Origin of the sequence: Burkholderia sp. 4M9327F10, assembly GCF_005503145.1 — a bacterium.
Taxonomy (GTDB): Bacteria; Pseudomonadota; Gammaproteobacteria; order Burkholderiales; family Burkholderiaceae; genus Paraburkholderia.
On sequence record NZ_SCNV01000007.1, the window covers coordinates 176,777 to 190,259 of the forward strand.

At 62.8% G+C, this 13,483-nt stretch carries 14 protein-coding genes; 6 read left to right on the forward strand and 8 right to left on the reverse strand.

From position 1 onward, the window contains the following. Nucleotides 1–19: 19 nt before the first annotated feature. The 7 genes from FFS45_RS10215 to FFS45_RS10245 all read right to left on the reverse strand — a co-directional run bounded on the left by FFS45_RS10215 (nucleotide 20) and on the right by FFS45_RS10245 (nucleotide 5,197). Nucleotides 20–688 carry a diacylglycerol kinase gene (locus FFS45_RS10215; RefSeq protein WP_137954513.1) on the reverse strand — a complete coding sequence of 223 codons (669 nt, stop codon included), beginning with the start codon at nucleotides 686–688 and terminating at the stop codon, nucleotides 20–22. A gap of 20 nt (nucleotides 689–708) precedes the next feature. Beyond that, on the reverse strand, nucleotides 709–1,740 hold the full coding sequence (locus tag FFS45_RS10220) for a glycosyltransferase family 1 protein (RefSeq protein ID WP_137954514.1): 1,032 nt from the start codon (nucleotides 1,738–1,740) through the stop codon (nucleotides 709–711). A 77-nt stretch (nucleotides 1,741–1,817) separates the two neighbouring features. After that, a complete protein-coding gene (locus tag FFS45_RS10225; RefSeq protein WP_137954515.1) occupies nucleotides 1,818–2,762 on the reverse strand; it encodes a UDP-2,3-diacylglucosamine diphosphatase in 945 nt (314 codons plus the stop codon). Between the two features lie 78 nt (nucleotides 2,763–2,840). Then, entirely contained in the window at nucleotides 2,841–3,362 is a 522-nt protein-coding gene (locus tag FFS45_RS10230; RefSeq protein ID WP_283204754.1) for an RDD family protein, read from the reverse strand. 71 nt (nucleotides 3,363–3,433) lie between these two features. After that, nucleotides 3,434–4,186 carry a DUF3106 domain-containing protein gene (locus FFS45_RS10235; RefSeq protein WP_137954517.1) on the reverse strand — a complete coding sequence of 251 codons (753 nt, stop codon included), beginning with the start codon at nucleotides 4,184–4,186 and terminating at the stop codon, nucleotides 3,434–3,436. Nucleotides 4,187–4,202: 16 nt separating this feature from the next. Next, on the reverse strand, nucleotides 4,203–4,637 hold the full coding sequence (locus FFS45_RS10240) for a DUF3619 family protein (RefSeq protein ID WP_137954518.1): 435 nt from the start codon (nucleotides 4,635–4,637) through the stop codon (nucleotides 4,203–4,205). After that, nucleotides 4,634–5,197 carry an RNA polymerase sigma factor gene (locus FFS45_RS10245; RefSeq protein ID WP_137954519.1) on the reverse strand — a complete coding sequence of 188 codons (564 nt, stop codon included), beginning with the start codon at nucleotides 5,195–5,197 and terminating at the stop codon, nucleotides 4,634–4,636. Before FFS45_RS10245 ends, FFS45_RS10240 begins: the two co-directional genes overlap by 4 nt. 351 nt (nucleotides 5,198–5,548) lie before the next feature. Here FFS45_RS10245 and FFS45_RS10250 point away from each other — a divergent pair, with 351 nt between their 5' ends. The 6 genes from FFS45_RS10250 (at nucleotide 5,549) to FFS45_RS10275 (ending at nucleotide 12,652) form a co-directional block, all read left to right on the forward strand. Next, nucleotides 5,549–7,312 carry an acetolactate synthase 3 catalytic subunit gene (locus tag FFS45_RS10250; protein ID WP_137954520.1) on the forward strand — a complete coding sequence of 588 codons (1,764 nt, stop codon included), beginning with the start codon at nucleotides 5,549–5,551 and terminating at the stop codon, nucleotides 7,310–7,312. 114 nt (nucleotides 7,313–7,426) lie between these two features. Further along, the gene (gene ilvN, locus FFS45_RS10255) at nucleotides 7,427–7,918 is read left to right on the forward strand and encodes an acetolactate synthase small subunit (protein ID WP_137954521.1); all 492 of its coding nucleotides are present in this window, start codon (nucleotides 7,427–7,429) and stop codon (nucleotides 7,916–7,918) included. A gap of 115 nt (nucleotides 7,919–8,033) precedes the next feature. Next, on the forward strand, nucleotides 8,034–9,050 hold the full coding sequence (ilvC, locus tag FFS45_RS10260; protein WP_137954522.1) for a ketol-acid reductoisomerase: 1,017 nt from the start codon (nucleotides 8,034–8,036) through the stop codon (nucleotides 9,048–9,050). Between the two features lie 135 nt (nucleotides 9,051–9,185). Next, the gene (locus tag FFS45_RS10265; protein ID WP_137954523.1) at nucleotides 9,186–9,830 is read left to right on the forward strand and encodes a phosphatidylserine decarboxylase; all 645 of its coding nucleotides are present in this window, start codon (nucleotides 9,186–9,188) and stop codon (nucleotides 9,828–9,830) included. A gap of 23 nt (nucleotides 9,831–9,853) precedes the next feature. Continuing rightward, nucleotides 9,854–10,723 carry a CDP-diacylglycerol--serine O-phosphatidyltransferase gene (pssA, locus tag FFS45_RS10270; protein ID WP_137954524.1) on the forward strand — a complete coding sequence of 290 codons (870 nt, stop codon included), beginning with the start codon at nucleotides 9,854–9,856 and terminating at the stop codon, nucleotides 10,721–10,723. Between the two features lie 375 nt (nucleotides 10,724–11,098). Continuing rightward, nucleotides 11,099–12,652 (forward strand): 2-isopropylmalate synthase, encoded by a 1,554-nt coding sequence (locus FFS45_RS10275; protein ID WP_137954525.1) that lies wholly within the window; start codon nucleotides 11,099–11,101, stop codon nucleotides 12,650–12,652. A 113-nt stretch (nucleotides 12,653–12,765) separates the two neighbouring features. Here FFS45_RS10275 and FFS45_RS10280 read toward each other — a convergent pair whose 3' ends face one another. After that, nucleotides 12,766–13,323 (reverse strand): hypothetical protein, encoded by a 558-nt coding sequence (locus tag FFS45_RS10280; protein ID WP_137954526.1) that lies wholly within the window; start codon nucleotides 13,321–13,323, stop codon nucleotides 12,766–12,768. Nucleotides 13,324–13,483 lie beyond the last annotated feature (160 nt).

The window sequence follows — 13,483 nt, forward strand, 5'->3', positions numbered from 1 at the left end:
GGTTTTCACGCCGCCGGCGCTACAGCCACGCCTTGATCCAATGCACCACAAGAGGGCCGACAATCAGCGCCCACGTCATCACGCACATGCCCAGCGCCACCATCACGGCTGCGCTGCCGAGATCCTTGGCACGCCTCGACAGTTCGTGCCGCTCGAGCGAGATGCGGTCAATGGCCGCTTCGACGCTTGAATTTAACAATTCGACGATCAGCACCAGCAGCACCGAGCCCAGCAGCAGCACACGCCCGGCCGGATCGACCGGCACGATCAGGCCGCACGGCACAAGGATGGCCGCGAGCGTCAGCTCCTGACGGAACGCGCTTTCTTCGCGGATCGCGACCTGAAAACCCGCCAGCGAGTTTTTCATCGCGTGCCATGCGCGCGTGACACCGCGATTGCCCTTATAGGGATTGAACGGCAGCGGTGCGAGGGGATCGTCGGGGCCTAGCGGCTCGTGGGCGTCGGCGTGATGGGCCGAGTCCGCGTGGCTGTCAGCCGCGGCCGAGCCCGCTTGCGTGTCGTGCGGCAGCGGCCGGGCCCGCAGCAGGTTGTCGGCCGTGCCGTCCGCCGCGGGCGGCGCGCTGTGCTCGTGCACGTCGTCGAACGGCTCGATGCCGGTCGCTTCTGTGTCAACGGAACGCAGCGCGCGATGCGGCGTGCGCCGGACGCTGGAGGCTCTTGCTCGCATGGGCGGCTTGGCGGGGCGGGTTACGCGGCCGCGCTCTCCTCGCTGAACGAGGGCCGCGGCAACGGCTTCAGATGGTTGGCAAACTGCTCGGAGGCGGCCTTCCACGAGAAGCGCTCGGCCCATGCACGTGCATGATTGCGGTCGATCTTCAGCGCTTCGAGGCAGGCTTCGCGCAGGTCTTCATGCATCGCGCCAGCGCCACCGTCGCCCAGCACGTCGATCGGACCGGTGACCGGGTAGGCCGCGACCGGCGTGCCGCAGGCAAGCGCTTCGAGCAGCACGAGGCCAAAAGTATCGGTGCGGCTCGGGAACACGAACACGTCAGCGGCAGCATACACCTTGGCGAGTTCGGCCTGGGTCAGCACGCCAAGATAGTTCGCCTGCGGATAGCGCGACTTCAGCTCGGCAAGCGCCGGGCCTTCGCCGGCCACCCATTTGGAACCGGGCAAATCGAGCTTGAGGAACGCCTCGACGTTCTTTTCCACCGCCACGCGGCCGACGTACAGGAAGATCGGCCGTGCCGTGTTGAGTACCTTGGAGTCCATCTGGTGGAAGATGTCCAGGTCGACACCGCGCGTCCACAGCACTACGTTCGTGAAGCCGAACTTCTCGAGGTCGGCCTTGACGACCGGCGTCGGCGCCATCACAGCCAGCGATGCCTTGTGGAACCAGTGCAGAAACTTGTAGGTGGCGGCCAGCGGAATGCCGAAACGCGCCTGCACATACTCAGGAAAGCGCGTGTGATACGCCGTCGTGAACGGCAGCTTGTGCTTGATCGCATAGGCGCGCGCGGCCATGCCGAGCGGGCCTTCGGTGGCGATGTGCAGCGCATCCGGTGCGAACGCGTCGATGCGCTCGTGCAGCTTGCGCTTCGGGAACAGCGAGAGGCGGATTTCAGGGTAGGTCGGGCAGGGGATCGTCTTGAATTCGAGCGGCGTCAACAGGTCGACGCGGTGGCCAAGCGCGGTGAGCTCGCGGGTCGTGTTCTTCAGCGTGCGTACCACGCCGTTGACCTGCGGCTCCCATGCATCGGTGACGATCATGATCTTCATCGGTTTTGGCCCAATAGAAGTTAAAAGGGATTACACGGGAATGCGCGGCGGCCAGCCATTGCATCCAGGCATGCTCACTACGCGGTCGCCTTGGCCTTTTGCGCGCTCACTTCGGGCGCGCGCATCACGGTCCAGTAGATCACCTTGAGTTCGCCTTCGAAGGTTTCGACGAGCGCCGACAGGCTTTCGACCCAGTCGCCGTCGTTGCAATACAGCACGCCGTCGATGTCGCGAATCTCGGCCTTGTGGATATGACCGCAGACCACGCCGTCGCAGCCGCGGCGGCGCGCTTCGTCGGTCATCACGCGTTCGAAGGAGGAGATGAAGTTCACCGCGTTCTTTACCTGATGCTTCAGGTACTGCGACAGCGACCAGTACTGGAAGCCGAAGCGGCTGCGGATGCGGTTGAACCAGCGGTTCAGCACGAGGATCAGCGTATAGAGCGTGTCGCCGAGATAGGCGAGCCACTTGGCGTGCTGGATCACGCCGTCGAACAGGTCGCCGTGCACGATCCACAGGCGCTTGCCGGCCAGCGTGGTGTGGAACGCCTCGCCGCGCACGTGGATGTCGCCGAAGGCGAGATCGCAGAACTGGCGCGCTGCTTCGTCGTGGTTGCCCGGGATATAGACGACCTGGGTGCCTTTGCGCGCTTTACGCAGGATTTTCTGCACCACGTCGTTGTGCGCCTGCGGCCAGTACCAGCCTTTTTTCAACTGCCAGCCGTCGATGATGTCGCCGACCAGGTACAGATATTCAGAATCGTTGTGACGCAGGAAATCGAGCAGATACGGCGCCTGACAGCCGCTCGAACCCAGATGGATGTCGGACAGCCAGATCGTGCGGTAGCGGTGCGGGTCCGCATGATCGTCGTCGTGACGGCTGGGTTTCGGGTCTGAGGAGACGGGCGGCAGGGGGAGCGGCATTCCGGTGCCGAAGGAACCGGAGTCTGGCCGGAAAGCGACGGGGTCGACGCTCGGGCCAGTCTGGCGGAACAAGGAAGTCGCGGACGTGTTGGGGTCCATGGCTCACGCGTCGAGTTGCAGTGCCCGTATTGCGCCATCCGCACATGACTATGCCGTGACAGTCACGAGAAGTTCTTATTACGCGGAAGGGGAGCTGACAGCGACGATGCGGGTGCCGGCGAGCCGGTCGTGCAGGAACTGGCGGCTCGCGCCCAGGCGCCCCGTGGCGGCCCACAGCATGAACCAGATGCCGGCCAGCGCGAGCGTGTGCGGCAGCGACAGGCCGAGCAGGGGGTGCAGCGCCAGCGGCGGCAGGAACCACAGCCACGCCAGCAGATAGCGCGCGATGGCCCGCGGCGCGGAGAGCGGCGAGCCGTCTGCGGCGACCACCCGCAGCCGCCAGGTTTTCATCGGCAGGGTCTGGCCGCTGTGGGTCCAAAACCACACAAAGTACAAACCGACCACGAAACCGATCCACGCGGCCAGCAGGTTGTGATGCGTGAGGCCGTTGCGTTGCTGCGTGAGCGTGCTGAACAGATAGCCGGCGAGGAATACCACGCCGAACAGGATCACGGCTTCGTAAAGCATCGTCGCGAGCCGGCGGCGCAGCGAAGGCGTCGCAAGCGGCGCGGGAACTGACGGTGTGGGCGTGGCAGGCAGGGTGGACGGAGCAGGCACGGTGTTGGGCGCTAAGGGCACGATGGGAGGACGGCGGGCCGGGCGCGCCGTGCTTACGAACCGTTGTAGAGCGATGGGGCCTCGCGCGGCGAGACCGGCACGGGCGTGGCGGGGGCAAAGCTGCCGGCGGCGGGAATCGCCGGTCCAACCGGCAAGGCCGCGCCGGTGCCCGCCGCACTCGCTGTGGCGACGACACCGCTTGCCGTATGCTCGCGCTCGTTGACAAGGCGCTCGATGTCCTTCAGCTCGCTTTTTCCCGACGGCGGCGCGCTGACCACGGTGGGCCGGCGCTTGCGCTCGGTTGCGGCGAGCCGCTCTTTCTGTTCGGGTGTCAGTTGCTGATAGGCCTTCCAGGCCTTCTCGCGGGCTTCGCGCGGCAGTTCCTTCGAGACCTGATAGTTTTCGCGCGCGACGCGGCGTTGATCCGGCGTCAGGCGGACCCATTCAGTCATCCGCTCGTGCAGGCCCTTTTGCTGTTCAGGCGTCAGCTTCGAGTAACGCGAGGCGATCTTGATCCATTTGCGCTTACGTTCGTCGCTGAACGTGTCCCACTCGGTGGCGAATGGAGCGAGCGCGACGCGCTCGGCGTCGGTGAGCCGCGCCCAGGACAGCGGACTCGTGCTGGGCAGGCCCGGCAGGTCGACGCCCAAGGCCGGCGCGACGGCCTTGGCAGGCACGCCGCCGGCATTGCTCGGTGGCGCGACGCTCGAGGCGCTCGGGTAGAAGCGCGGATAGGTTGCGGCAAAGGACACCAGGGCCGCGATTGCGCACCCGAAAACAACGGCGAGGCCGCGCTTGTAGCTCACCCGAAGAGTCTCCCGATCAGTGCGCGCGCGACAGATACGCGTTGAAGCCGTGATCGAGATAGGCGTTGAGCGGCAGGTTGTCGCTCAGCATGGCCGCATCAATGTCGGCGAGTTCAGCGGTGCGTTGCTGGTCTTCCCAGTAGGCGATTGCCACCAGGCTCACAACCAGTGCGGCCAGCGGCCAGGCGAGCGCAAAGCGGCGCAGCGGCGAACGGCGGCGCAGCGGGACTTCGGCTTGCGGCGTGCCGGACAGCATACCGGCCGCACCGGCAAAGGCGTGCACGAACACCGGCGCGGCAACCGGCTCGGGCTTCTTGCGGGCGAGCGCGGCGCGGCGCGCCACAGCGAGCCGGTCGACGGCGGCGGGGGAAATGCTGGCGGCGTTTTCATCGAGCGCGCGGCGGATCTGCGTTGCAAACTCGAGTTCTTTAGTATCGAGAGAGGAGCTCATAGCGTAATTCCTTTGGCCTTGAGCGCTTGTGCCAGCGTATGGGTAGCCCGCGAGCAGTGTGTCTTTACACTGCCTTCGGAACAGCCCATCGCAGCAGCAGTCTCGGCGACATCCATATCTTCCCAATAACGCATGAGAAACGCCTCCCGTTGACGTGCCGGTAATTTTTGGATCTCGTCGTCAATCAACTGTAAGACTTGTTCGCGCTCCAGCCTCTGCTCGCTACTCTCGGCGCCTGCCGAGCCTTCTTGTGCTTCGAATGTCTCCAGAGGGTCGAATTCGTCATCCTCGGAGTTGCCGAGCGACGAGAACAGGCTAACCCAAGTATTGCGCACTTTCTGCCGACGAAAAAAGTCGTGCATCGCATTCTGCAGAATACGCTGAAACAGCAGCGGAAGTTCGGCTGCTGGGCGGTCGCCATATTTTTCGGCGAGCTTGATCATCGCGTCTTGCACGATGTCGAGCGAGGCGTCGTCGTCCCGCACGGCGTAGACCGTCTGCTTGAACGCGCGCCTTTCGACGCCCGCCAGAAAATCGGCGAGTTCCTTGTCTGATGCCATCCGTTGGGGGTCGGCGCAGCGAGCGTGCGCGTAATCGATCGAAATTGTCGTAAAACTGGCGGATGCTAACAAACTTTCGCCCTGCTGGGGGAAAACGCGCAGCCGTATCGGCCCTTATGGCAATTTTTCGACGGTTTCCGTGGCGTGGGCACAGGCGTCGCGGAAATATTTTCTTGACCATCCTGCCGTCAGAAGATATCTTCGACGGTTCGCAACATAAGTGACTTGTCTCATTTGAGGTGTGGCCCAAGAAGCTCACCTGTCAAAGTGGACGCGCCGCTTGAACCCGAGCCACAAGCCCGGCAGAGAGCACCCGATCAAATTTTTGCCGAAATTTCGAAAGGTGAATGAATGAATATGCCCAGCGCGGAATTCTCCACGTCGGATACGACTTCCCATCGCGAAACTGACTCTATCGGCGCCACCGTGCTCATGCGCGCACTGGCCGACGAAGACGTCGAGTTTGTCTGGGGCTATCCTGGCGGCTCGGTACTCTACATCTACGACGAGCTGTACAAGCAGGACAAATTCCAGCACGTTCTCGTGCGCCACGAACAAGCCGCAGTCCATGCCGCCGACGCCTATGCGCGTTCCACGGGCAAGGTCGGCGTCTGTCTCGTGACCTCCGGCCCCGGCGTCACCAATGCGGTGACCGGCATCGCCACCGCCTACATGGATTCGATCCCGCTAGTGGTGATCAGCGGCCAGGTGCCGACTGCCGCCATCGGCCAGGATGCGTTCCAGGAGTGCGACACGGTCGGCATCACGCGTCCCTGCGTGAAGCACAACTTCCTTGTGAAGGACGTGCGCGACCTCGCCGCGACTGTCAAAAAAGCGTTCTATATCGCCCGTACCGGCCGGCCCGGCCCGGTGCTGATCGACATTCCGAAAGACGTGTCGAAGACGCCTTGCCAGTACGAACCGCTCAAGAGCGTGTCGCTGCGCTCCTACAACCCAGTGACGAAGGGCCACTCCGGCCAGATCCGCAAGGCGGTGTCCCTGCTGCTCGGCGCGAAGCGTCCGTATATCTACACCGGCGGCGGCATCATCCTCGCGGATGCGGCGCGTGAGCTGAACCAGTTCGCCGATCTGCTCGGCTACCCCGTCACCAATACGTTGATGGGTCTCGGCGGCTACCGCGCGAGCGACAAGAAATTCCTCGGCATGCTCGGCATGCACGGCACGTTCGAAGCCAACATGGCCATGCAGCACTGCGACGTGCTGATCGCCATCGGCGCGCGCTTCGACGACCGTGTGATCGGCGATCCGGCGCACTTCTCGTCGCGGCCGCGCAAGATCATCCATATCGACATCGATCCGTCCTCCATCTCCAAGCGCGTCAAGGTCGACATTCCTATCGTCGGCGACGTCAAGGAAGTGCTCAAGGAGCTGATCGAGCAGTTGCAGACGGCCGAGCATGGCCCCGACACCGCGGCGCTTGCCGACTGGTGGAAGGACATCGAAGGCTGGCGCGCCAAAGACTGCCTGAAGTTCGACCGCAAGAGCGACATCATCAAGCCGCAGTACGTGGTGGAAAAGGCCTACGAACTCACCGACGGCAATGCCTTCGTGTGTTCGGACGTCGGCCAGCACCAGATGTGGGCGGCACAGTTCTATCGCTTCAACAAGCCGCGCCGCTGGATCAATTCCGGTGGCCTCGGCACGATGGGCTTCGGCCTGCCGGCGGCGATGGGCGTGAAGATGGCGCACCCGGACGACGACGTGCTCTGCATCACGGGCGAAGGCTCGATCCAGATGTGCATTCAGGAACTCTCGACCTGCAAGCAGTACGAGACGCCCATCAAGATCATTTCGCTGAACAACCGCTATCTGGGCATGGTGCGCCAGTGGCAGCAGATCGAATACAGCAAGCGCTATTCGCATTCGTACATGGATGCGCTGCCGGATTTCGTGAAGCTCGCCGAGGCCTATGGCCATGTGGGGATGCGCATCGAGAGGACCGCGGACGTCGAGCCGGCGCTGAAGGAAGCGCTGCGCCTGAAGGATCGCACGGTGTTTCTCGACTTCCAGACCGATCCGACCGAAAACGTCTGGCCAATGGTTCAGGCCGGCAAGGGCATCACGGAGATGCTGCTCGGTTCGGAAGATCTATAACGACGGTTCTCGAGCGTCGGCTTCGTCCTGCGCGCCTTCACAAAAGGCGAGGGCGGACGAGGCGGCGCGAACCGGCTCGCATACGTCGACAAAACATCTGGAAGAAGCGAAATCATGAGACACATTATTTCCGTCCTGCTGGAAAACGAACCGGGCGCGCTCTCGCGCGTGGTCGGCCTCTTTTCCGCACGCGGGTACAACATTGAAACCTTGACGGTGGCCCCGACCGAAGACCATTCGCTGTCGCGCCTGACCATCGTTTCCATTGGCTCGGATGACGTGATCGAACAGATCACGAAGCATTTGAACCGCCTGATCGAGGTGGTGAAAGTGGTCGACCTGACCGAGGGCGCCCACATCGAACGCGAGCTGATGTTGATCAAGGTAAGGGCGGTCGGCAAGGAACGTGAAGAGATGAAGCGGATGTCGGATATTTTCCGCGGCCGTATCATCGACGTCACCGAAAAGACCTATACGATCGAACTGACGGGCGCGAGCGACAAGCTCGATGCCTTCATCGAAGGGCTCGACGCCACCGCGATTCTCGAAACGGTCCGCACGGGCAGCTCGGGGATCGGCCGCGGCGAACGCATTCTGAAGGTCTGACGCCGGATCTGATTTATCGATCGAGGCCGGGCAGCGCCTGCACTCGCCCGGCCATGCAACACCGAAGCACTAACCGAATTTCACCGATTTCACTGAATTTAGCCAAGGAACAGACATGAAAGTTTTCTACGACAAGGACGCCGACCTTTCCCTCATCAAGGGCAAGCAGGTCACCATCATCGGCTATGGCTCGCAAGGCCATGCGCACGCACTGAACCTGAGCGAAAGCGGCGTGAAGGTGACGGTCGGCCTGCGCAAGGGCGGCGCATCGTGGAGCAAGGCGGCGAACGCCGGCCTGCAGGTCAAGGAAGTGGCGGAAGCCGTGAAGGGCGCAGACGTCGTCATGATGCTGCTGCCGGACGAGCAGATCGCCGACGTGTACAGCAAGGAAGTGCACGCCAACATCAAGGAAGGCGCAGCACTGGCATTCGCGCACGGCTTCAACGTGCACTACGGCCAGGTGATCCCGCGTGCGGATCTGGACGTCATCATGATCGCGCCGAAGGCGCCGGGCCACACGGTGCGCGGCACCTACTCGCAAGGCGGCGGCGTACCGCACCTGATCGCGGTTGCGCAAGACAAGTCGGGCGCAGCACGTGACATCGCGCTGTCGTATGCAGCGGCGAACGGCGGCGGCCGTGCCGGCATCATCGAAACCAACTTCCGCGAAGAAACCGAAACCGACCTGTTCGGCGAGCAGGCCGTGCTGTGCGGCGGTACGGTCGACCTCATCAAGGCCGGCTTCGAAACGCTGGTGGAAGCGGGCTACGCGCCGGAAATGGCGTACTTCGAATGCCTGCACGAACTGAAGCTGATCGTCGACCTGATCTACGAAGGCGGCATCGCCAACATGAACTACTCGATCTCGAACAACGCCGAATACGGCGAGTACGTGACGGGTCCGAAGATCGTGACGGCTGAAACGAAGAAGGCGATGAAGCAGGTGCTGACCGACATCCAGACGGGCGAGTACGCCAAGAGCTTCATCATCGAAAACAAGGCAGGCGCGCCGACGCTGCAATCGCGCCGCCGCCTGACGGCCGAGCACCAGATCGAACAGGTCGGTTCGAAGCTGCGCGCGATGATGCCTTGGATCGCCAAGAACAAGCTGGTCGATCAGTCGAAGAACTAAGCCAGTTGTCACTCTTGCCTCGCGCGGCGGCCCGCCGCGCGCGCCTGGCATGTCAAAAAGCCGCTCAAGGGTGCTGAACCCTGGGCGGCTTTTGCTATCCTACGGTTTTACAAAAATACAGAAGTCCATCCATCCATGAATTACCCTCATCCGATCATCGCGCGCGAAGGCTGGCCATTTATCGCCATCGCGGCCGTCGTTGCGTTGTTGATCCATGCCTTCGCGGGATTCGGCTTTGCCTGGCCGTTCTGGCTGCTGCTGATCTTCGTCGTACAGTTCTTCCGCGATCCGGCGCGTCCGATTCCCTCGCAAGCCAACGCCGTGCTGTGCCCGGCGGACGGCCGCATCGTCGCCGTCGAAACGGCGCACGATCCGTATGCCAATCGTGAAGCGCTGAAAATCAGCGTGTTCATGAACGTGTTCAATGTCCACTCGCAACGCTCGCCGGTGGACGGTGCGATTTCGAAGGTCGAATATTTCCCGGGCGCGTATCTGAACGCCGCCGTGGACAAGGCATCGACCGAAAACGAGCGGAACGCGCTGGTGATCGAAACCGCCAGCGGCCATACCGTGACTTCGGTGCAGATTGCCGGGTTGATCGCCCGCCGCATTCTTTGTTACGTGCGCGCCGGCGAGCCGCTCACGCGCGGCCAGCGCTACGGCTTCATCCGTTTCGGCTCGCGCGTCGACGTGTATCTGCCGGTGGGCAGCCGCCCGCGCGTGTCGATCGGCGAAAAGGTTTCGGCGTCGTCGACGATTCTGGCTGAACTCGAACTGTAAAGCGGCACCAAGGAGGTTTTCCGATGGCCGCATTCAAGCGTCGTCCCCGTAACAACGCTGCCCCGCAGCCGCGGCCGTTTCGCCGCAACAAGCCGATGGTGCAGGAAGCGGTGCCGATCGACAGCCGCCGCGCTGCGCGTCAGCAATTTCTGAGGAAGCGCGGCATTTACCTGCTGCCCAACTCGTTTACCACTGCGGCGCTGTTCTGCGGCTTCTTCGCGGTGGTACAGGCCATGAACGTGCGCTTCGAGGTCGCCGCGATTGCGATTTTCGTCGCCATGGTGCTCGACGGCATGGACGGCCGCGTCGCGCGGATGACGCATACGCAAAGCGCGTTCGGCGAGCAGTTCGACAGCCTCTCGGACATGGTGTCGTTCGGCGTTGCGCCGGCGCTCGTCATGTACGAGTGGGTGCTGAAGGACCTGGGCCGCTGGGGCTGGCTCGCGGCGTTCGTCTATTGCTCGGGCGCCGCGCTGCGTCTGGCGCGCTTCAATACGAATATCGGCGTGGTCGACAAACGCTTTTTCCAGGGTATGCCGAGCCCGGCCGCTGCGGCGCTGATTGCCGGTTTTGTGTGGCTCGCTACTGACAACCGCGTGCCGGTCAAGCTGGTCTGGCTGCCGTGGGTCGCCTTCGTGCTGACCATCTACGCCGGTGTGACGATGGTGTCGAACGCGCCGTTCTACAGCGGCAAGGCGCTCGATGTGCGGCACCGGGTGCCGTTCGGCGTGATCCTGCTGGTGGTGATGGCGTTCGTGCTGGTGTCGTCCGATCCGCCGCTGATGCTGTTCGGCCTGTTTGTCCTGTATGGCCTGTCGGGCTATGTGTTCTGGGGCTATCAGGCCTTGCGGGGCAGGGCCAATCCGGCCCGCTCGGTGCAGCGCGAGCGCTGACAACCCCCCGGTCCGCTTGCTGGCCCGCTGAAGGCGATTTGCTGGCGGAGCGGGAAAGATCGAAACGGCGGCCTCCGGGCTGCCGTTTTTCGTTGCGGCACACATCTTTCTGCCCGCCTTTGGGGCGGGAATCAAGCCAATTGCGCGATTTTCCGAATGCCGCTATAGTCACCGGATGGTTACTTTTCAGTTCCCCTTCCAGTCTCTTCAAGCCGGTGCGCTGCTATGCGTGCTAGCGCTAGCGCGCCTACCGCGCTGATCGTTTTCGCCCCCCGTCTGCCTCGTTCGTTGTCTGGCGTCGCCTGCGGTGGCGCAAACAGCCGAATTGCGTTTTTCGATCCCCCTATTTGACCGAATCCCCCCAGGAGACCCGAGATGGCAGACAAACTGATCATTTTCGACACGACGTTGCGCGATGGCGAGCAATCGCCCGGTGCGTCGATGACGAAGGAAGAAAAAATCCGCATTGCCAAGCAGTTGGAGCGGATGAAGGTGGACGTCATCGAAGCCGGCTTCGCGGCCAGCTCGAACGGCGACTTCGACGCAATCCACACGATCGCCTCGATGATCAAGGACAGCACGGTCTGTTCGCTCGCCCGCGCCAACGACAAGGACATCCAGCGCGCCGCCGACGCGCTGAAACCAGCCGATCATTTCCGCATCCACACGTTCATCGCAACGTCGCCGCTGCATATGGAAAAGAAGCTGCGCATGACACCGGACCAGGTGTTCGAGCAGGCCAAGCTGGCGGTGCGTTTTGCCCGCAAGTTCACTAATGACGTGGAATTCTCGCCGGAAGACGGCAGCCGCTCGGACATGGATTTCCTGTGCCGCGTGCTGGAAGCCGTGATCGCGGAAGGCGCCACGACCATCAATATCGCCGACACGGTCGGCTACGGCGTGCCGGAACTGTACGGCCAGCTCGTCAAGACGCTGCGCGAGCGGATTCCCAATTCGGACAAGGCGGTGTTCTCGGTGCATTGCCACAACGACCTCGGCATGGCGGTGGCGAACTCGCTCGCCGGTGTGCAGATTGGCGGCGCGCGTCAGGTGGAGTGCACCATCAACGGCCTCGGCGAGCGCGCGGGCAATACCTCGCTCGAAGAAATCGTCATGGCGGTGAAGACCCGCAAGGATTACTTCGGTCTCGATCTCGGCATCGATACGACGCAGATCGTGCCGGCCTCGAAGCTCGTCTCGCAGATCACCGGTTTCGTGGTGCAGCCGAACAAGGCGGTGGTCGGCGCGAATGCGTTCGCGCACGCCTCGGGCATCCACCAGGACGGCGTGCTGAAGGCGCGCGACACCTACGAAATCATGCGTGCCGAAGATGTGGGCTGGAGCGCAAACAAGATCGTGCTCGGCAAGCTGTCGGGCCGCAACGCGTTCAAGCAGCGCCTGCAGGAACTGGGCGTCGCGCTGGAGAGCGAAGGCGAATTGAACGCCGCGTTCGCCCGCTTCAAGGAACTGGCCGATCGCAAGGCGGAGATTTTCGACGAAGACATCATTGCGATCGTCACCGAAGAATCCGCGGAAGCCCAGGAGAAAGAGCACTACAAGTTCCTGTCGCTGTCGCAGCACTCGGAAACCGGCGAGCAGCCGCATGCGCGCATCGTGTTCACGGTGGAAGGCAAGGAAGTGACCGGTGAGGCGCGCGGCAACGGCCCGGTGGACGCAACGCTCAACGCGATTGAAACGGAAGTCGGCAGCGGCTCCGAACTGCTGCTGTACTCGGTGAACGCGATTACCACCGGCACCCAGGCGCAGGGCGAAGTGACGGTGCGGCTGTCCAAGAGCGGACGCATCGTCAACGGCGTCGGCACCGATCCGGATATCGTCGCGGCATCCGCGAAGGCCTATATTTCGGCGCTCAACAAGCTCTATTCGAACGTCGACAAGCTCAATCCGCAGCGTTCAGAAGGCGTGTAAGGCAGGCGGCGCTATCCGCGCCACGGCACAACAGCAAAAGGCCCTCGCCACACAATGGCGAGGGCCTTGTTGCATCTGCTCTTCAAATGCCGGGTTGCGCGGGGGCGGCGAGCTTAGAAGAAGCTGCGGCGATCCGGATCGTGCAGCGGATCGGGTGATTTCTGCGTGGTCCGTAGCAGCCCCTGATCGTCGAAGTAGAAGCTGTACATCATGTACCAGACGTTGTCTTCCAGGTAGCGGTAGGTCCAGACCTCGCGTTTCATGAGCGGGAAGTAGGAGGTCTCCTCCGGGCGGCCGAAATTGACCAGCACGTCGCTCTTGGTCCACTTGCCGATTTCCGCCTTGTAGAACTCGTTGGGCTGCAGCACCTGGCGCACGCTGACAATCTTGCCGGAGCCGTCGATGTCCGCGGCGGTGGTGGTTTCGCCCATCGGCTGGGTCGGCCACATCAGGCGCTTGCCGCCGTTGGGCAGATCGTAGACTTCGCGCGGGGCGCCGAGCCTCGCGACGATGGCCGATTCGTCGTCACCCTGCTGGAACTGCTGCCATGGCTGGGCGCAGCCCGCTAGCAGCAAAGCTGTGAGGCTCGCCAGCGCAGCGCGCTGCAGATGCCCGCGCCGCCTTGCCGACGCGCTGGTCGTCGCGAACGCGGATGTGAGGCGGGTAAGCATGAATTCCTCCGATGGCATTAGATGATGGTTTTTATCATCGAGACGCAATATTTTGACACGCGCGGCGGCAAAAGATTGTGTGGATCGCGCGATCGGGCTGGCCGCAGCGCCTCATCGCACGACGCCGGTAAAGTGTTAACGAGCGGCCGTGCTTGCTTAT

Coding starts and splice junctions, on each gene's coding strand:
- pssA (WP_137954524.1), top strand. CDS start 9,854: ATGGCCGCATTCAAGCGTCGTCCCCGTAACAACGCTGCCCCGCAGCCG.
- FFS45_RS10245 (WP_137954519.1), bottom strand. CDS start 5,197: ATGGCATCAGACAAGGAACTCGCCGATTTTCTGGCGGGCGTCGAAAGG.
- FFS45_RS10250 (WP_137954520.1), top strand. CDS start 5,549: ATGAATATGCCCAGCGCGGAATTCTCCACGTCGGATACGACTTCCCAT.
- FFS45_RS10225 (WP_137954515.1), bottom strand. CDS start 2,762: ATGGACCCCAACACGTCCGCGACTTCCTTGTTCCGCCAGACTGGCCCG.
- FFS45_RS10265 (WP_137954523.1), top strand. CDS start 9,186: ATGAATTACCCTCATCCGATCATCGCGCGCGAAGGCTGGCCATTTATC.
- FFS45_RS10275 (WP_137954525.1), top strand. CDS start 11,099: ATGGCAGACAAACTGATCATTTTCGACACGACGTTGCGCGATGGCGAG.
- FFS45_RS10280 (WP_137954526.1), bottom strand. CDS start 13,323: ATGCTTACCCGCCTCACATCCGCGTTCGCGACGACCAGCGCGTCGGCA.
- ilvN (WP_137954521.1), top strand. CDS start 7,427: ATGAGACACATTATTTCCGTCCTGCTGGAAAACGAACCGGGCGCGCTC.
- ilvC (WP_137954522.1), top strand. CDS start 8,034: ATGAAAGTTTTCTACGACAAGGACGCCGACCTTTCCCTCATCAAGGGC.
- FFS45_RS10215 (WP_137954513.1), bottom strand. CDS start 688: ATGCGAGCAAGAGCCTCCAGCGTCCGGCGCACGCCGCATCGCGCGCTG.
- FFS45_RS10220 (WP_137954514.1), bottom strand. CDS start 1,740: ATGAAGATCATGATCGTCACCGATGCATGGGAGCCGCAGGTCAACGGC.
- FFS45_RS10240 (WP_137954518.1), bottom strand. CDS start 4,637: ATGAGCTCCTCTCTCGATACTAAAGAACTCGAGTTTGCAACGCAGATC.